At 46.2% G+C, this 18390-nt stretch carries 14 protein-coding genes; all 14 read right to left on the reverse strand.

What is annotated here, in order from left to right:
• Nucleotides 1-6: 6 nt before the first annotated feature.
• Nucleotides 7-1122, reverse strand: coding sequence for a glycosyltransferase family protein (locus PKO01S_RS01730; RefSeq protein ID WP_127529571.1), 1116 nt, complete (start codon nucleotides 1120-1122; stop codon nucleotides 7-9).
• Between the two features lie 43 nt (nucleotides 1123-1165).
• A complete protein-coding gene (locus PKO01S_RS01735) occupies nucleotides 1166-2524 on the reverse strand; it encodes a hypothetical protein (RefSeq protein WP_127529572.1) in 1359 nt (452 codons plus the stop codon).
• Nucleotides 2521-2772 (reverse strand): acyl carrier protein, encoded by a 252-nt coding sequence (locus PKO01S_RS01740; RefSeq protein ID WP_127529573.1) that lies wholly within the window; start codon nucleotides 2770-2772, stop codon nucleotides 2521-2523. The genes PKO01S_RS01735 and PKO01S_RS01740 overlap by 4 nt, the downstream gene beginning before the upstream one ends.
• Before the next feature lie 319 nt (nucleotides 2773-3091).
• Complete coding sequence (locus PKO01S_RS01745) at nucleotides 3092-4147, reverse strand: hypothetical protein (RefSeq protein ID WP_127529574.1); 1056 nt, start codon at nucleotides 4145-4147, stop codon at nucleotides 3092-3094.
• A 96-nt stretch (nucleotides 4148-4243) separates the two neighbouring features.
• Entirely contained in the window at nucleotides 4244-5737 is a 1494-nt protein-coding gene (locus PKO01S_RS01750; RefSeq protein ID WP_164779424.1) for a class I adenylate-forming enzyme family protein, read from the reverse strand.
• Nucleotides 5738-5781: 44 nt separating this feature from the next.
• Complete coding sequence (locus PKO01S_RS01755) at nucleotides 5782-6027, reverse strand: phosphopantetheine-binding protein (protein WP_164779425.1); 246 nt, start codon at nucleotides 6025-6027, stop codon at nucleotides 5782-5784.
• 544 nt (nucleotides 6028-6571) lie between these two features.
• Complete coding sequence (locus PKO01S_RS01760) at nucleotides 6572-7777, reverse strand: acyl-CoA dehydrogenase family protein (protein ID WP_127529577.1); 1206 nt, start codon at nucleotides 7775-7777, stop codon at nucleotides 6572-6574.
• Nucleotides 7778-7807: 30 nt separating this feature from the next.
• Nucleotides 7808-9184, reverse strand: coding sequence for an MFS transporter (locus PKO01S_RS01765; protein WP_218031447.1), 1377 nt, complete (start codon nucleotides 9182-9184; stop codon nucleotides 7808-7810).
• 22 nt (nucleotides 9185-9206) lie between these two features.
• Entirely contained in the window at nucleotides 9207-10283 is a 1077-nt protein-coding gene (gene sfnG, locus PKO01S_RS01770) for a dimethylsulfone monooxygenase SfnG (RefSeq protein ID WP_127529578.1), read from the reverse strand.
• A gap of 821 nt (nucleotides 10284-11104) precedes the next feature.
• Nucleotides 11105-12478 carry a glycosyltransferase gene (locus PKO01S_RS01775; RefSeq protein ID WP_127529579.1) on the reverse strand — a complete coding sequence of 458 codons (1374 nt, stop codon included), beginning with the start codon at nucleotides 12476-12478 and terminating at the stop codon, nucleotides 11105-11107.
• A 58-nt stretch (nucleotides 12479-12536) separates the two neighbouring features.
• Nucleotides 12537-13553: a UDP-N-acetylglucosamine--N-acetylmuramyl-(pentapeptide) pyrophosphoryl-undecaprenol N-acetylglucosamine transferase gene (locus tag PKO01S_RS01780; RefSeq protein ID WP_164779426.1), complete on the reverse strand. Its 1017-nt coding sequence runs from the start codon at nucleotides 13551-13553 to the stop codon at nucleotides 12537-12539.
• 23 nt (nucleotides 13554-13576) lie between these two features.
• Nucleotides 13577-15286, reverse strand: coding sequence for an ATP-binding cassette domain-containing protein (locus tag PKO01S_RS01785; protein ID WP_127529581.1), 1710 nt, complete (start codon nucleotides 15284-15286; stop codon nucleotides 13577-13579).
• Nucleotides 15277-17040, reverse strand: a complete 1764-nt coding sequence (locus PKO01S_RS01790; protein ID WP_164779427.1) for an ATP-binding cassette domain-containing protein — start codon at nucleotides 17038-17040, stop codon at nucleotides 15277-15279. The genes PKO01S_RS01785 and PKO01S_RS01790 overlap by 10 nt, the downstream gene beginning before the upstream one ends.
• Nucleotides 17037-18128, reverse strand: coding sequence for a hypothetical protein (locus tag PKO01S_RS28625; protein ID WP_164779428.1), 1092 nt, complete (start codon nucleotides 18126-18128; stop codon nucleotides 17037-17039). Before PKO01S_RS28625 ends, PKO01S_RS01790 begins: the two co-directional genes overlap by 4 nt.
• Nucleotides 18129-18390: the final 262 nt, after the last annotated feature.

Below are 18390 nucleotides of genomic sequence, written 5' to 3' on the forward strand. Positions count from 1 at the left end.
GAGATCTTATCCGTTCGTTAACGCGACTCTCGCGCAATAATGATCCACATAATTCGTCCGTTCTCCGTGTCTTGTCATGATCGCTTGATGCATCTCTTTAAGGACCTCTACGGCAAAACCCATCTCCCGCCACTTCTCGTAGCGTATTCCGAACCCAAGCGACTCCCACAATTCCAAATTGCTCTGCTCGTGACTTCCGAACGGTTCCAGCAGAATAAGAGGGGTAGCGGATGCAAGCGAATCGATCAATGTTCCCGCTCCCGGCTTGGCCACGATAGCCATCGCCTCCGAAGCGACGTCGAATAACCAATGATGGTCAGTCTCTGCGGAATATGCGTTTGTCTTTTCTCCCGTTATTTCGAGGTACGGCGGAAATTCGTGCAAGCCGTTCGCATTCTTCACCCATGCACACCATTCCGGATCGTTCATCCAATATCGGTGACCGGGATCGGGCTTCGCTTCCTTCCAATCGTAAGCTACGATATCAAGCCCATAGTTACTGCCCGCAAGCTCCGGCACTTTACTTTGATAAGTGCCCATCCCCCAGCCCCCGCCATGGACAACAAGCCGCCGCTTCCTCGAGTCGAAGGGCAGTGGCGCGCTAAGAGAGACCGGGATTTCGCATCGAATCTCTTTCTTGTCGGTATCATAGAGACATGCGTTATAATAATGCTCGTCATAGTGAGGATGGAACTTCTTCAGGCTCTTCCAGGACGGTGCCAGATCTGAATCGACGTAGAGCAGGTCTACATGAATGGGTTTCGGCAGCATCTTCTCCCGATACAAGTCCAGAATATAGACCCAGTGTCCGGATAACGAAATGAATTCGCGCCGTTCTTCTGCTTTCCACGCTTCCAGCAATAGCTCGACCCGGGCATAATCAATGCTGTTGCGAATATCCATCGGCATCCGGGCCGATAAATTCGCAAGTGCGAAATTGTTGTGGTAAGCCTTCCTGCTGTCTGCAATATGATCCATCTTGTCTTGCTCCAAATAGCTTTCGAACACGAGCACTTCCGTCGTTATGCCCCTTTCATTGAAAGCGCTTGCAGCTAACAGTCCGGGAATATAGAAGCCCAGACCGAAGCCCGAGCATAGAATCGTTACTTTCCGCCTATCCATAAACTTCTTCCTCCATTCATGGTTTCAAGCGTCTCGGACTGCATCAGCCAACGATCTTGAAGGATAATGACGACAGGACCTCCTTGACCTTAGCGGATAAACGTTCGTAATCCTGTGCCCCCTCAATCAATGAATAATATAATCTGCCTTTCACCTGCTTATTGCGGATCCCCTTGCGCTCGCTGACCGCTTTGTTAATAAGGAGCGTGTTCGCGCTTAACGGTAAAATGCCGAATCCTCGATCAGGCTTGTATAGAACACCTTCACGATCCAGCGTTTCCAGCAATTGATCGTAAGTCACATCGCACGAGAACTGTACTGTCACATGCGTCATGCTCCCGGTAGCAGAGTGCTTGTCCAGGTAACGGTCTACATAATGCTTGATCAGGCTCATCGATCTTCTAGCATTCACCTCAACGATCGGAACGATCCTGCCGTCTGTCAACAGCATCGAATCGACGCATACGTCGCCATAATAACCAGCCAGGTAAAGCTCGCGAGCCACCTGTTTCATCACTTCAAAGTACTCCGCCTCCTGCAGCAACTGAAGCAGCCTGTCATCGGCCGTAAAGGAGCCTTGGTAAGCAAAATTGTAATTGACCAATTTCTGCACCGAGATATGTCGGTAAGTACCGTCCGGGTCGATGTGGAATTGACAGGAGAAATCCAGTTCCTTGTGGAGGAACGGCTCTATAATAAACCGAACCACTTTTCCCTTGCTGTACTGATCGCCGAGATAGGATGTCACTCGTCGCAATATCGCTTCTGACTCGATCAGCAAATTCCCTTTCCCGGATACCCCAAACTCGTCTTTGATAAGGAAGGGTCCTTGACTCAGCAGCGCCAAGCCATTTGCCAACAGTTCTTCATGAGAATAGACGGTCTGGCTGTCAGACCGAAGACCAAGGCGCCGGTTTAATTCAGTTGAATACAGCTTCGAATTTACCGTTCGAACCGTTTCGACATCCGGAAAATCCTGCTTCAACCCGTAACGTGCGGCCGCGCGATCCGCCCCCGGAATAACGGCAAAGGGTGACAACCGGGCGCCATCCAGCCATTGCGGATCCGCGTCACCTATTCGATCGGATGATGTGATCAGGTCGAATATATTGGCGTTCCTGCCTGCGTTACCTCCTTCAGGCCTCTCGAGATCAGCTGAATTGGACATAAATTTAAATCCAATCGAATGCAAATACGCTTTATGGTAAACGTTCATCTGATAGCGAGTAATGAGCACATCCTGCGCCTCACAAAAAGGGAAAAGCAGCTCATCCATGGCCATTACGATATTCTCCATTTCGAGATCGGGAAATGACGGCAGCTTGGCCAGGTTAGGATCACGCCAGAACCGTTCCGCGTCAAACGTCCCGATGATAAGTTCACACTTACGAGTATCGATCATACCGATGCCGTCTTTTGCAGCTCCGAGATGTAACGGCATAAGGTACCGACCGATTCCATAAGATCTAAGTCGAATTGTTCAAAATCGATTTCAATACCGAACCGCTCTTCCACTTTTAATACGAAAGTAATCAGTTGCAGCGAGTCTAGCCCTCCGTCCTTCATGATGTTGGAATGCTCGTTCAAGCTCAGTACCAGTTGGGCGTCATCCTTGATTTCACCTATCAATGCAATGATCTGTTCTTCCATAAGTGCCTCCCATTAAATAGATAAATTGACCTTCGTAATCATGAATCGGACTAGCGAAAGCCTCGCGCAGCCCGATTGCTGGTTCCCGATCCATAATCGTCCGCGAAATGGTAAAAGTGCAGAAACAGTCAATTAACCAACTTTTATATTTCCGTACATATATTAGCACAGTATACTTGAGTTCAGTACCCAATAAATTTATATATATTACCTTACAAATTATAGATTCCAGTGCGCTATTTCCAATTTTAAACAGTTGCGCTATCATACGCCAAGAGGGGCTTTCGAAGTGACTGGGTTCGATGTGGAGATGCTTGGCTTACTGAATACCGACCTGCCTCAGCCATCGATCAAGGAATATTGATTCTTCATTCTCTACTTTAATTATCATCTTATGTAAGCTTTCTAGAATACTCCTATCATTAGTCAAATTATATTTAAACACTAAATTCACTATAATCTTGGCCATCACTTCAATGGAAATGAAGCTATCTATATGGTCTTGATTTAATTTACTTAGAAGTCGGTTATCGTACAAATACTTGAGTCTTAATGTCATGATCTTCTTATGATCATATAGCAAATGAAAAGGTCTTATATCTATTTTAGACTCATTTTCAAGTATAGAATTTACATAATTCTGGAGTGTCGTATAGATTTGCATGCCGAAGTCAAGATTATCCCTGTCCCCCCCATAGTTGAACATTTCCCAATATTCCGGTGTTTTATTAGTGAAGTAATTACTTATAGAATTCACTATGGTATCTGCGTTGAAACTATCCTGATATTGATCATTGAATTTATACAAATAAACCATTTCTCTTAGATAATCATGATTTGTAGTTAAATGATTAGTAGAGAAAGCAAGACTTAAATCTGCAAATGATATCTCACCTTTACTATAAATCCCATTCTTGAAAAAATCAGAAACATAAAACATCTCTCTATTTAGATCATACCCATAAACAAGTATGTCGTGGTGCAATTGGAGTTTATTATACCGATCGCTTAAAGGTACATAGAAATAATTCACCATTGTATGGACATAATGATTCGAATTAATATTTTCTATAATGAAATCAATGATAGAGCCCCATTTGCTTGTAACCGTATCTCGATGTATCTTCTGAGTAATAATCCATTTACATGCATCTGAAGGTCGCAGTTCATACGTTTGAGGGAAATAAAAATCCCCCCATTTATGCTTATAATCTTTATTAATATATAGTTGAATATAGTTACTGAATATCCATGGATATGTGCACTCGTAATGTGTAAGTATGGACAATAGATGAGCATGTTGGGTATAGGTTGTAATCATCGGATGACTTATAGGTAATAATTTCATCCCAATTACATTAGTTGTATCTTTCAATTTGTTAGTTACCCCCTAGTTATCTATATTGACTAGATGCCTTTTGTCGACTTCTTGATCTATTTTTTTCGTTAATCCATCCTTTTCCCTGAAAATTTATACTCGTACTTCATTTAGCAATTTGCGCTTCGTACTTGCCCTGTCCAGTTTTCCTGTTTTGGTTTTTGGAATTTCATCTACAATTATCCATTGCCTAGGCACTTTATACGACGACAAATGCAGGTTGCAATGTTTTCTCAGCGCATCTACATCGACCAGACATTCTTCAAACACTTTCAGAAATGCGATAGGCACTTCGCCTAATAGATCATCGTGCATGCCAACAACCATAACTTCCTCAACTTCTTTCAAGCCATATAGATACTCTTCGATTTCTTCCGGATAGATATTGATACCGCCAGAAATAATGATATTCTTCTTTCTGCCTGTGAGCATGAGACACCCTGATTCATTCCGATATCCCAAATCTCCTGTCTTCAACCAACCATCGACAATGGTTTCGTTAGTCAACTCTGGGTTTTTGTAATAGCCGAGCATCACATTCGGGCCTTTAACCCAAATCTCTCCGACACCCGCCCCTTCAACCTCATTCTCTTCTTCGTCAACAATTCGAATAGAAACGTCACGGATGGGAGATCCACAGGATAAGCAGCTGTCTCCACGTTCCATCATGCTCACCCGGGGAGAAGCTTCTGTCAATCCATAGGTTTGAATTATATTGGCTTTAGGAAATACAGTCTGAAGATTGTCTACCAATTTCGCGGGAACGGCCGCACCGCTAATGACAATAAATTGAATGGAATCAAAGGCGCTCCAACTTTTTGCCTGATGAAAGTCTGAAATAAAGTGCATCAATTGCGTAGGCACCGCTGACAATGCCGTTACCGCCTTATCCTGAAACAGTCTAAACGCTGTGCGCGGCAGCAAGGGCAAGCTGATGAGTATAATTCGGGTTCCATAAAGCATACAAGAAATCAATTGCGTGACAATCGTTGAACTAAAATGAACGGGCATCGTGACAAGAAACGAGTCTTGATCCGTATAGCCCAATTTCTTTCCATGTTCCAGCGCATTCGTCAATACATTCCGATGGGATAACATAACGATTTTGGAATGACCCGTTGTGCCCGATGTTGGCAGCAGAATCGCACATTGATCGGGATCAGTCGGATTCGTTATTGAGATCGATTCAAACGAAGGCATCGATCCATGCGATATATCCTGAGCGGTAACCCACGGGATGTTACAATTTAAATGTGCAGGCTGTTCATATTTGCTGATGACCAGCTTGGTGTCACAGGCATTTATAATATTTTCAATTTCAGTCTTGGATGCCGAGTAAGGAACCGGTACTAGCACATAGCCGCAGAACTGAATGCCAAGTGCCGCAAACACGAACAAGGGCTCATTATTCGTGTATAATGCAACATGACTGCCGAGCTCAAGCTCGAAGTTCTTCTTAATATACGAAGCAATCGAGTATGCTTCTGTCATCACCTCCGCGTAAGTCCAATGTTGCTTTATATCTTGAAGGATAATTTGTTCTTTACGATCGCAAGCTTCCATAAACAAACGCTCAATGATTGTCATCATTTCCTCCTCTATATGATCATCTAGCTTCTTTGTAGTCAGATTTATGATATCGCCGCTTTCTCGGTCAGATAATTAATGATTAATCCAGCCGTGGAGAATTTTTCAAACAATAGATCCTCATCAGGGATTGCGATTTTGAATTTCGATTCCATTAAAACAATAAGCTTGATGAAGCTTGCCGAATCGATCCCTTGATCCAACAAGTTGGTATTGCCGTTCTCTGGATACTCGATTTCAAGCTCAGCAAAAATTTCGTCTCTTAAGATAGCTTCAAATGATCTAGACATCATATTTCCTCCATTCAATAATCTTTAGAGTAACTGGTTTGAGAGAATGGCACACATCGTGGTATTCAGTACAGAGCAAATGAAAGCGTTGGCAAAGGAGAACAGCCTCAAGTCGATGGAAAAATGATCGAGAGCTACCACCGCCAACTTCGCAAAGTCACCAAAGAAAAAAGCATTTCCCAAGCGACAAGCGCTGTTGAAAATGCTCTACCTAGCTACGATGGATGCCACTACCCGTTCGATCCATATTTGCGTTAAAGTTTGCTCAAAGAGAGTTTACACAAAAAGGATTGCAGCCCCTAAAAACTGCTATTTTAATATAAATTACAGATATGCCAATTGTCAACAAGCTTGAACAAACCCGTTAAATGCCCACTAGAAATCCATTCGTCATTTGGATAGGCTGACACACCTCCCTCAATAAAAACTTGAGGAAGGTGTGTCTTTTTCAAACTACTTATTCAGTGGCCTCAATGCTTTCAGGAGCCATCTCTTTGAATCTCAGACCGGATCTCTTTCAAACCAACATCACCTGTTTTCTGAGTTACTCCCCTCCCTCGTGCCAAAGCTCAAGAGGCAATCCGACAAGCGCTTTCCCAATCCACTCGCGTGCGATATTGTTGGATGGCCCCATAGCGATCCCGGCACGGGCATCCCGGAATAACCGTTCGAATATGCCCCGTTTATAACCATAGCCGCCAGTGACATCAAGCGCTGCTTTCGTTGCTTTATTGGCCACCTCGGCTGCATGGATTTTGAACTCGACAAGCGGTAACAGCAGTTCGACTTGGGGTCTTCCTTGTGCTTGCAGCTCGTCCAACTGCTTAGCCAATGAAATCTGCCATGGTTTCAAGCTTTCAATCAGTACCTTTACCTCAGCCAGTTGCTGGCGGATAACCTGATAATCAGCAAGTCGCTTATTAAAATCGCGATGAACAAAGCCTTTTACATAATCGACTGCCGCTTCTAAAGCAGCCTCCGCAACACCGAGCCATGTGGAGCCTAGTCCGATTAGATAAACAGGAGAAACGCCGCTCTCCAGAATTTGTTTCCCTTGGCCTTCCGTCCCCAATTTATCCTTCGGATCAACGCGTACACCCTCATATTTAATAGGTCCGCTATGGTTACCCCGAACACCTAACGCTTCCCATACTCCTGGTGTGATGCCGGGCAGCTTACTGTCGACAATGAAAAAGCTGACATCTGTAGGTGTCTGAGCGCCTGGCGTTCTGGTTTGAAAAACATAGAAATCCGCTTGTCCCGAGCTCGTCGTAAATGATTTCTCGGCATTCAGAATGTAGTCATTTCCGTCCCTGGAGGCTTCGCTAAAATTGAACCACCAGTGACCTCCCGATGCTCTTTCGCTCGTGGAGTAGGTTCCGATGAGTCCTTGGCGCACGGGCTTCAGCCAGCGTTCCTTCTGATCGTCATTGCCGTATAACGCGATGGTTTGAACGGCTCCGACATGCATAACGTAAACCAGCGACGTAGAGGGGTCTCCTTTTCCAATCTCCTGGGCAGCTATGGCAAATGCGACATGATCCAGTCCGCGTCCATTCCACTTCTCTGGAATCAGTACGCCATTCCAGCCTGATTCGGCAAGAGCCTGAAGGTTTTCTCTTGGGAATGCACCCTCACGATCAATCGCTTCTGATCTCGGTTTGATAATTTCATTCACGATGCCTCGAATTTCCTCACGCAATTCCTCATAATTTGGTTGTACATTCGCTTTTTCTACGTTCACGCTCATTTTCATTATCTCCTTCATAAATTAATGTTTTTATACAGCGACTTTTTCCTTGTTGATCATCTCTTCAAGCGTTCTTCCTTTGCCTTCAACCCCTCTAAAATACCAGGGAACCATGGCAAAGGCGCCGATCAGCCAAAACGCGGAAAGTACGATTAAAGCTGCACTGACTCCTGCTGAGGTCGCAATGGCCGTCAGCATTAACGGCGAAATTACGCCTCCAATACGGCCAACCGCAACGGAAATGCCGATACCTGTCGAGCGGAGATGTGTCGGAAATATTTCCGCAAAGGTTACGTACGCTGAAATCCAGCTTCCGTTGGCAAAGGTTGTGGCTACTGTAAAAGCGACAAGCACCCAGACCCAGTTGTGTGTGATCGTAGCTGCCGAAAGCAACAATACTCCACCTGCCGCCGCCGTGTAAAATAACGGAACCGTAAGCTTTCGCCCAATTCGCTCCAGAAGGTAAGCCACAATCAGCCCGCCAATTAATCCGCCAATATTAGCAATCAAGTAAAAAAAAGGTACATACGTTTCCTTCACTTGAATCTCGGGCAAAACAAAGATGGGCAAAAAGGCGAAAATTCCGTAATATCCTGCCGCTTCAGAGAAATCAAGCAAACTTCCTAACGCTAATCGCCCAGGATAATGGGTAATCAGTTCTCTGGTTTGTTTAATGAACGAAGACCGACGCTTTTCTTTCGGCTGTTTACTTGCAAAACGTTCTGTACTTACCCTCCCTTCTTCAATTCCTTCAACAACCTTGGCGGCTGCTTCAAGATCCCCTTGTTCAATTAGCCATCGCGGTGATTCTGGAATATATCTGCGAATAATTGCAGCAACGAGCGATACAAGCGCGCCAAACCCAAATGCAACGCGCCACCCCCATTCTTCAGGCAATGCATTAAGCAAGAAAAGCGTCACCAAAGCTGCAAGAATAGGTCCAAGTGACCAAAAGTTCATGACATGCGCATTTGCTTTCCCTCGGTACTTTGTCGGAATAAATTCACTAATCGCCGCGTTAATAGCTGCATATTCGGCGCCGACCCCAATAGCTGTTAATAGACGTAAAACAAGCAGGGCCTGATAATTCCAGGCAATCGCCGTAAGCAGAGTAAAAGTGCCGTAAAGCAGCAACGTGATCAGGAATAATCGTTTCCGGCCAAACCGATCTGCTAAATAACCGAGCACATAAGAACCTATCATAATGCCGATAAACCAGACACTCAAAATCCATGACTGTTCAAGCTCAGTCAAGCCCCACATTTTTTTGAAGACACCCATGATATTTCCAATAATCGTGACTTCAAATGAGTCCAGCATCCATGCAATCCCGAGGGCAACAGAAACCTGGGTATGAAATTTATTCCATTTCAGCTTATCGAGCCTATTAAGAAGCTCATATTTCAAAACAACCTCTCCTTTCCGCTATTTATTTGGCAATAACGCTTGTTAATGCCGCTTCTTTTTCTCGAACTAACGGAATCACTTTTTCACCGAACGCTTTGATTTCTTCATCATAATGAAGGAACCCGGTAAGTATCAGATTGACTCCGATTTTTTTCAATTCGATGATGCGGTCCGCGACCTGTTCGGCCGTACCGATCAGTCCCGTTTTAAAACCGTCATTATACTGAACCAAATCTTCGAAATTCGAATTCGCCCACATCCCTTCCCGCTCCGGAGATGCTTTACCGGCAAAGCGCACTTGGCTTCGGAATCCTTCCACAGCCTCGGGATCTGCAGCATGAATAATGTCCCGCAGAACCTGTCTGGCTTCCTCCTCTGTTTCCCGAACAATGACAAACGCATTGGCACCAAAATTCAGCTTGCGATTGTTTGCCGCAGCAAGGGTCTTCACTTCATCGATTTGCGCTTTAAATGCGTCGATTGTATTTCCATTCATGAAGTACCAATCCGATACCTTCGATGCCATTTGCCGGGCAGCTGATGAGTTGCCGCCTTGAAAAACCGGCGGGATTGAAATCGGCTTCGGTTTAAGCGGCGCCCCATTAATCCGATAAAAGTCACCACGGAAATGAGTTTCCTCTTTCGACCAAAATTCTTTCAGAATCCGGATGAATTCTTCCGACCGCCGATATCGTTCATCGTGATCAAGCCATGGCTCGCCATAACCGTGGAACTCCCCTTTAAACCAACCGCTTACGATGTTGACAGCGGCTCTTCCATGACTGATTTGATCGATCGTAGAGATCATTTTGGCGACCGTCCCCGGATGCCACAAGCCCGGCAAAACAGCCGCTATTAGCTTGATCTTTTGGGTTACCGCAGCCAGCGCAGATGCTAACGAGATGGCCTCCAGCTGATTTTCCGCGCCATAGCTTGCCATAAATCTGGTTTGCAGCAGCGCAAATTCGAATCCAGCTTCTTCGGCAATTCGGGCATACCTCGCATTGTCCTCAAAGGACCAACCTGTCCGTTGCGGAACCTTGGAAATCACCAATCCCCCGCTCACATTCGGTACCCAGTAAGCAAACTTTAATGACATTTTTTCACCTCTCCAAGGAATTTTAAATATAGTCAGGGGACATGCCCCTTGCTATCGAACATAAAAGAAAAGCTAAATTACAAAAAATAAAAGCACCTATTTTGAACGGAATCAAAATGGGTGCCTTTAGTTTACTAATCGGCATAAATTTATGGCTTTGCTGTGTACCGTAATCTTTGTTATTCGCATTTTTCAGTTGCAGGTACGAGTGTTGAAGCCACTATCCAAGCATCCTCACTAGGCTTTCCCGAGAAACTTTTATCCTCTCACGTATTTAAGTACCTCCCTCGCAAATTCAAATCACTATATTCCGATTGATTTTGTGTGATTGATTAATATCATAGCTAATAATCATTTTTTCGCAACCATCAACATTTTCATTTTTGATGTCTAACCTACAATTTTACTTCACTTTGTTTGAATTCAAAGAAATATCCCTACTTTATGATGCGTATTGTTGGATGAAACTGCCCAAAAATTCATTTTCCTTTATGTTGTTTATCCAACGTTTTATGCAATTTTGTAGGATTAATAGAAGGCTGTTGAAATGACTGAATCTAATTCCCATTTAGATCGACGAATTCGCCGTACTCAATACCGCTTTCGTAGTAATCGTAAACCGGATGGTGAAGCTAAATGAGCAAAAGCAGTCCATCCTTGGCTTAGGATAGACTGCTTTTTTTCATTCAATGGTGAGCGATTTCCAATTGGGGACCCTCGTTTTGATAAAAGTGTTGCTTTTGCAGGGCTATCTTTTCCGTGATCGTTTTTTCCACGCTATGAAGTCCGTTTTAACCTCGAGACACAACGGAGCTCTTATTTTATTCCTTCGTTATGGTACTTGCGGCCAATTGGTCAGGCTTTTCCGTTGGCGGATCGATGTCCCGACGTGTTATGCCATAAACATAGGTCTTCGCTCTGCGTCCTATGGGCTCTGCCCAAAATCCAGCCGGCAACTGCTCTCCGACAATAGGCAGCTTTTCAAGATTTAAACCATCCGTATCCAAGACATAGACTCTCTTTGCAATTCGCAGCATTTCATCAAGCAACAGCGTCAACAGCGTAATCGGAATCACTTTCCATACGTCCGTGATAATTGCCGTTTGATAATAATCATCATTGCAGAAATTGATGAAACCCGCCTTGTAGGCTGTATGAATTGTTGGAAGATGCTTGCGGATTATGTCAGCGTTATGTTGATTACAAGCGAATACATCCGTGATGTTCAACCTTATGGCTAACTGCGGAGATACATATCCTACCGCCAATCGTCTGTCTGCTTCGTTAGAACTAACGATCAACTGCTCAATATTCTCATATTCTTGCTCAAGGTATTCGTCCGCAATTTTAAACTGCCCAAGCAGCATTTCAAAATTATTGTTTCCGTTTACATAAGACAATTCAACCGGAAGCTCCTGATGCAGCCTGACAAAATGTAAAAAATTCTTGCGGTTCGTCATCTGAACAGGGTTAAACTGCTCGTGAGGCAAATGAAGGGCTCGAACGGAGGGATCCGCACGGAAATGAGCGCCCGTTTTCCATAGCCGATAGCCTAATTCTATGTCCTCGTGCCCCCAGCCATGAAAGGATTCATCGAAGCCGCCCACTTCCTTCAGCAAGCTGGTTTCTGCCGAAACCATACTTGTCCAGAAATACGACCATGGAGCAGAGCTTCGGTCTATGTCATATTCTAAAAATTCGAACTGCACTCTTCTGGAATCGGGATACGCCCTCAACATCGGATTGCGCAAGCAAGCCTCGGGATGCTCCGACAAGGCAATCGTTTGCAGATATCTAGCGACAGAGTCTTGATCGTCCTTCTGATTCATGCCGTGAACGATTCCTAAACAAACGGTGCCTTTATGTCGGCCATGAAAAGCGATGACGCTGCGAATGAGGTCGGAGCCGATCAGCACCCCAGTATCCAAGAACAGACAGATCTCGTATTTGGCCAGATGAAGGCCCATATTGCGTGCCGTTCCAGCCCGAAATCCCATATCCTTCTGATAACAATATCTCAGATCCAGATGATGTTCAAACGAACAGGCAACTTCTTTCGTATTGTCGCTTGATCCGTCGTCGCAGACGATCACCTCGAATAAAGACTTGTCAGCATCTTGATGCTGCAAGCATAACAGGGTTCGCTGCAATAAATACGACCCATTATAAGTAGGGATCACAACGGTAACTCCCATACAGAAATGCCTCCTTACTGAACAGTTCCTTTATCCAAGCAAATGACCAATTTCAAATTCATGTAGTACATAATGGACTTTCCTCACGACCGAGCGAGAAGCTTTCAAGTACATAAGCGACCAGCCGGTCCACTGAGCTGCCGTCGCAAGCATACGCCTGAAGTCGATCTCGGCCATGCAGAAGACTTGCCGCATAAGAAGCGATCAAGTCGACATCCATATCGGATTCCTGAAGCCAGCGGACATAGCCTCGCTCTCCCATCTGTTTGGCGTATACGATATTATAGGGATTGACTTCCTCCCGGCGCGGCACCGCAATTGCCGGTATACCCAGCGCCGCCAGTTCCCATAATGTCGTATGCCCGCCTCGGCATACGACAAGCGAGCTGGATCTCACTTCGTCCATAAAGGAGGACGGATCTGCAATGAAATGGGTGGAATCGTCCTTAAAGCGTTGTAACGATTTGGTTAAAGTTCCGCTGTACACAAGTTTTACGTAGTCTTGTTCGCCCTTTAACGCCGTTATCGATTGCATGAAGAAAGGGACATCCGCAATGGTCGGCGAGCCCGAAGTAATAACAATCTTCTTCTCTTTTCTCGCAGCCGCTTCGGGAACTTCCACCACCGGGCCCACAAATCGGATCTTATTCTGAATCGAGTCCGGGATCGGAAACATCCAGTGCTCTTGCGTATCGACGATGGCAGTCCGGTCGGCCATCTGCAGAAAGCCTAGCATTTCCTTTTCTTCATCCAGCCAATTCGTAATGAAGCAGGTCGGAATCCCCATGCTTCTGGCGATAGGAAGAACGAGCAGTTCTTCGTCAACGACGATGCCTTCCGGCTGCTTGCTGCGAATTAACTCCAAGAGCTTCAGCACTCGCTCTGCACTGCTTCCGGCGGCCGGCAATCCCAAATCGATCAGAGCGCCAGGATACGCCATTCGCAAATATTGGTATCCGGAGGAATAGGATGCGATCGTCACATCGTGATTCAGCTGTATTAACGCTTTAGCAACAAGCAAATCCCGCTTCGCATGCCCGAATCCGTTCCCTCTGGATATGATTAATATTCTCATGTGTATTTTTCCCCTTCCCGTCATCACCCGACAGATGCGACATTCCCCTGCTTCCGTAATAAGGAGACCTGCGCCCCGTACATATCCCGGAACACGCCATCTTCCTCTAGCAGCTGCATAGGATCTCCTTGCTGGATGATTTGCCCGTTATGCATAACATAAACCTTGTCGCAGTGCATGACGGTACTGACCCGATGCGCAACGAGCAGAGCCGCTTTGCCCTGTGCCACGAATTGCTTGATGCCTTGTACGACGCGCCCCTCCATGATGGGGTCCATAGCGGCCGTAGGCTCATCCAACACCAGCATGGTTGTCGTATTTGCTATAGCCCGGGCGACAGCAATGCGCTGCCACTCTCCTCCCGATAGGTCGGTTCCGTCTGAATAACCCGCACCAAGCCGTTTGTCTCCGCTGCGTTGTATGATGTCATGAGCCAGAAGCTGTGCAGTCTCGCTCCACTCGCGATCCAACCCGATATTTTGCTGCACCGTCAACGGAAATTTGGCAAAGTCGGCATAAGCGACAGAGACCGAAGACAGCCTATCCGCTTCCAAGCTCCGTTCTCCGTCCATCCATACTTCGCCTTCTGTGGGCTCGAGCAGACCGCACACAATGTTGCACAGCGTTGTTTTCCCGGCCCCGTTCTCGCCTACTAATCCTACAAGCTCACCCGTACGAAGATGTATATTCACATTCGCAAGCACCGGCGTATCGCTATTCGGATAGGTGTAACCGACCCCGGTCAATGCGATCTCATTCTCCGCCGCTCTAGTGGAAGTCTTCGCATTATCGGCGGCAGAAGAAGAGAGAAATCGGGTGAGGTTCGAAGAAACGAGTAATTCACCGGTGAATAGTCGAAGCTCAAGTACGAATGAGCTTGCTTTCCCGAGCAATTCGTCTATTAGCTGGAAAGCAATAATCAGACCGCCTATCGAGGAGCTAGCTGTTAGAATCGACACCATATAGGCGACTGTGATAAGAATGAGTTGGCCAATCTGCAGTAGTCCCGTCGTTTTTTGCGAAATGAGGAGAAACGATTGATTCGTCTTGCTGATTTCGGTAAAAGTATTTTTCCAAAGTCCTACGATATAAGGAGAATAGCCGAACAGCTTTCGCTCTTTGCCAAGTTGAAAATCTAATAACGTACCGCGGTAATAATTTTCTCGGATGCGCATTCCTGATAATTGATTCTCAATGTTAAACATCTGGCGGCCAAGCTGATATTGCTTGTAGACGACAAAAGCAAATGTCACCATCATGATCAAACAACCGATCTTCGTTACGAACCATAAAGCCGTGCCCAAACTTATAAGTGTGACACCTGTGCTGAGCACATCCAAACCAAGCGTAAGGATCCGATGGCCGCGACCCAAGCCGTTCGATGCCTTCTCGGCCGATTCTGAGAAGGATTGGTTTAGGAGCTGTTCATATGGCGCATCGTTATAGCGGTCGATGAACAATTCTTTGGCTGCTTGGCCTAGATGAACACGCAGCCCTTCCAGCGCAACGGAGTAGAATGCTTCCAGAATCTTCTCTCCTATGGTGGCTGCAGCAAACCAAACCATCAGCAACACAATACGGTCAAGGGCAGCACCGGCAATGATCTGCTGAACGGTATACCCGAACAAGAAGATGCGCACACCTGGCAAAATGCCTTTTAACAATGTCACGGACAAAGCGAAGATAACCCACGGTACGATCCGTCGTTTGTTCTTCGTTCTAATCAACCACACTCGGCAGCCCTCCCAGCCTCTTCTTCCTTCAACACATCAATAAAGGAGGAAGAAGCCTCCCACATCGCTTGATAAAGCCCGCATGTCTCGAGTAATTGCTCGTGGGGACCGTAATCCTTGATCTCTCCCTGATCCAGCATAAGGACCGTGTCGGCAAATACGCAGCCCACTAGACGGTGAACGACAAACAGCACCGTGTAGCCCTGTAATCGCTTCATTATCGAATCTAGAATGCTTAGTTCATTGCTCGGATCAAGCTTCGACGTCGGCTCATCCATAATGATGACGGATCCAATCCGGTATATCGCTCTGAACATGCTTCTGGCCAACGCCAATCTTTGCCACTGACCCTCGGACAGATCCGAACCTCCGATTTCCGGCCATAGCTCCGTTTTTTCCTTTTGAGGCAGCGAGTCTACGAAATTTGCTTTTGTCAGCTTGAGCACCTCAGCAATATCTTCCGTTTGCTCCTTGCGTGTGATATCACCAAGATAAACATTTTCAGCAACGGACAGCTTATAGCGCCCATAGTCTTGCACACAATAACCGCCTATAGTCTCTACCTCGACTGAACCACTGTCAGGCTTCAATAGCCCGGCGATCATCAGCATCAATGTACTTTTACCAGAACCGTTAGCGCCTACTATAGCGACCTTAGCGCCACGGGGAATATCAAAATTGATGTTATTCAATACATTACGCATGCCGTCATAACTGAAAGATAATTGGCGAACGCAAATCGCAAGGGAAGGATCAGAATCCTCTTCATTGCGGATAGGAGTGTGTGTGTCATCCTCTTTCGGCCGATCTAGCAGCTCTTCTAGGAAAATCTTTCGTCCAAGCCAATACTTGCCTTGCATGAGAACCATATTAAGCAGCTGTTCGAGATGCAAGCCACCGATGAGCAGTGCCGCGACTTCTCCGGCATTTATTTCGCCTTGCCGGAGTTTCCATAATCCTGCAAGCAGAACAATGGTGGTTACAATACCGTTGCCGAGTTGGCCAATTAGCCTGAATAAGGCGGTTCTAATCGCTTGGCTCACCGTTAATCGCGCGATCTGAACCTGCTCTTGCCGCCAGTTTCCCTTCAGCCAATTGGATATTCCGAACACGCGCACTTCTTTGGCATATTTAAATGTTGTAAGCGTCTCGAGGAACGTTCCTTCCAGCCTTGAAGTCTCCGCGATGCCCTGAAGAAAATTGGACTCCGACTCTGCCGCTTTTTTCATCAGCAGCACATTTAGCATGGTTCCCGCTAATATAAGAATCGGCGCCCACCATGCGATTTCCAGCAAAACCCACGTCAAGGATAAACCCGTAATCGCTGTTTGCAGCAAAGCCGTGAAACCATCCAGTCCTCCGTTATAAATCGAACCGACAGATTCCGATGTGTTGGAAATCCGATTGCGGGTTTCTGCTTGAAGCATTTCGTTTTCGGTTTTACGGTGAACGACTTTGAACAAACGAGTAGATAAATTGCGGTACACATGGTCTTTCACTTTTCTTAAAAAATAGGGCTGTACAACGAGCAGCAGTATTGCAATCGTTCCAGCCCCGGCAATAATTCCTATGTAAGCTAATGACGAATTGCGGTCGCCATTATCTAATTGGTTCACAGCATGCTCGATCACCCATACCATAAAGCCAGGCCATATCCCAAGCGCAACGATAAGCGAAAGTAATATCCATAAAGCCCGATCCCCTGCCCTAGCTATCGTCCACGCTTGGCTTAGCCCAGCATGTATGCGGCTCATAATATTCTCCTTCCTGAGGTAGAATCTACGAAAGCGATCGGTGTATGAATCTGTGACAAGACGGATGCCCCGATGGAATAGCCGATGTCGGAACGGACAGAAGGACACAGCATGACGAATTGCCATGGCTCTTCCGGCTTGCGATCGATGAGCAGACACAACGTCTTGGACGTATCGAAGTGAGCCAAGCCCGCAGCATGATCATATTCCACTGCAGCACTGTCGTTACCATTCCGAATGTGGTGCCGGGAACAGACCTCTTCCGCTTCGGCCGAATTCCACGGCAGAACGAGAAACGCATGGACTCCATCCGATCCGATTCGAACGCTTGGATCGACGATTTCATAATAATCTCCAATCCATTGCGTATTCTCCAAGAGACCATACTGATCCTGGATGGAAACCCGGACCTTCTTCTGGATGGTATGCACCACAGTCATAGGCGTTTCTTGCTGGACCTCTGCAAGATTAGGGGGAGGCCAGTTGGCATTGAGGGTACGGACATATTGGATAAGATGGTCGCCAAAGCCCACCTTGCCGTTATATTGCGAGAGCGCCCATTGATAGATATGCCTATCCTCTTCATGAAAAATCAGTTCAAGATCGGAACTCAAAAACTTGTCTGCTTCAATAAGAATGATAGCGGAAACCAGATTGTTCAGATAAGGCTTCAAGCCTTCTTTCACTTCTCCATATTCACCGGCATGCGCAAGCAGCCACTCTTTCACCAGATAGTGGATGGAACCCCTAGCGAAAAAAGAAACGGTCAAATTAAAATCGTTCCACAAATGAAGCGGCGGTGACCCAAACGCCAAATGGATGGATGTAGACGTTGCTTTGCTCAGGCTGGCTCCGAATCGGCCGAGCTGCGGCGGCGGCATTGTAGAGAGCGGATAAAGCTTCAGCTCGATGACCTCAGCAATCTTATAATCCTGTATCAGGGGGACGAGATATTCTTTAATCGCTCCGCATTGAACGGCCAAATGATTCTCATATTCCGCCATGCCGCCCAGATCCTTGTTGTCGGCAGACGCGCTTAATATGCGCTTTAACAGCTTCACTTCCGGATCAGTGTTTACTGCCAGCATGTCTCGTAGAAACATGCTGCCCCAATATCTGTAAACGTTGGATCGAAGGCCCCGATTACGGATCAGATTTAACAACGCAGGCGGATAATTTCGTTCCTGGGATTCAACCCATAATTGATCTTTGCGCAATTCGTTGATTGCTCTGCATAGTTCCCACAACAGCGGATATCGTCCAACCCGTACATGGAGTGTTGGCATCGCATTCCCGTTTCCCTTCTTGCTTGATATTACATTTCAACGCAAGCCTCGTTATGCTTGCGTT

Origin of the sequence: Paenibacillus kobensis NBRC 15729, from assembly GCF_004000825.1 — a bacterium.
In the GTDB taxonomy this organism is placed as follows: Bacteria; Bacillota; Bacilli; order Paenibacillales; family Paenibacillaceae; genus Paenibacillus_T; species Paenibacillus_T kobensis.

Coding starts and splice junctions, on each gene's coding strand:
- PKO01S_RS01750 (WP_164779424.1), bottom strand. CDS start 5,737: ATGACAATCATTGAGCGTTTGTTTATGGAAGCTTGCGATCGTAAAGAA.
- PKO01S_RS01790 (WP_164779427.1), bottom strand. CDS start 17,040: ATGAGCCGCATACATGCTGGGCTAAGCCAAGCGTGGACGATAGCTAGG.
- sfnG (WP_127529578.1), bottom strand. CDS start 10,283: ATGTCATTAAAGTTTGCTTACTGGGTACCGAATGTGAGCGGGGGATTG.
- PKO01S_RS01755 (WP_164779425.1), bottom strand. CDS start 6,027: ATGTCTAGATCATTTGAAGCTATCTTAAGAGACGAAATTTTTGCTGAG.
- PKO01S_RS01760 (WP_127529577.1), bottom strand. CDS start 7,777: ATGAGCGTGAACGTAGAAAAAGCGAATGTACAACCAAATTATGAGGAA.
- PKO01S_RS01730 (WP_127529571.1), bottom strand. CDS start 1,122: ATGGATAGGCGGAAAGTAACGATTCTATGCTCGGGCTTCGGTCTGGGC.
- PKO01S_RS01775 (WP_127529579.1), bottom strand. CDS start 12,478: ATGGGAGTTACCGTTGTGATCCCTACTTATAATGGGTCGTATTTATTG.
- PKO01S_RS01735 (WP_127529572.1), bottom strand. CDS start 2,524: ATGATCGATACTCGTAAGTGTGAACTTATCATCGGGACGTTTGACGCG.
- PKO01S_RS28625 (WP_164779428.1), bottom strand. CDS start 18,128: ATGCTGGCAGTAAACACTGATCCGGAAGTGAAGCTGTTAAAGCGCATA.
- PKO01S_RS01740 (WP_127529573.1), bottom strand. CDS start 2,772: ATGGAAGAACAGATCATTGCATTGATAGGTGAAATCAAGGATGACGCC.
- PKO01S_RS01780 (WP_164779426.1), bottom strand. CDS start 13,553: ATGAGAATATTAATCATATCCAGAGGGAACGGATTCGGGCATGCGAAG.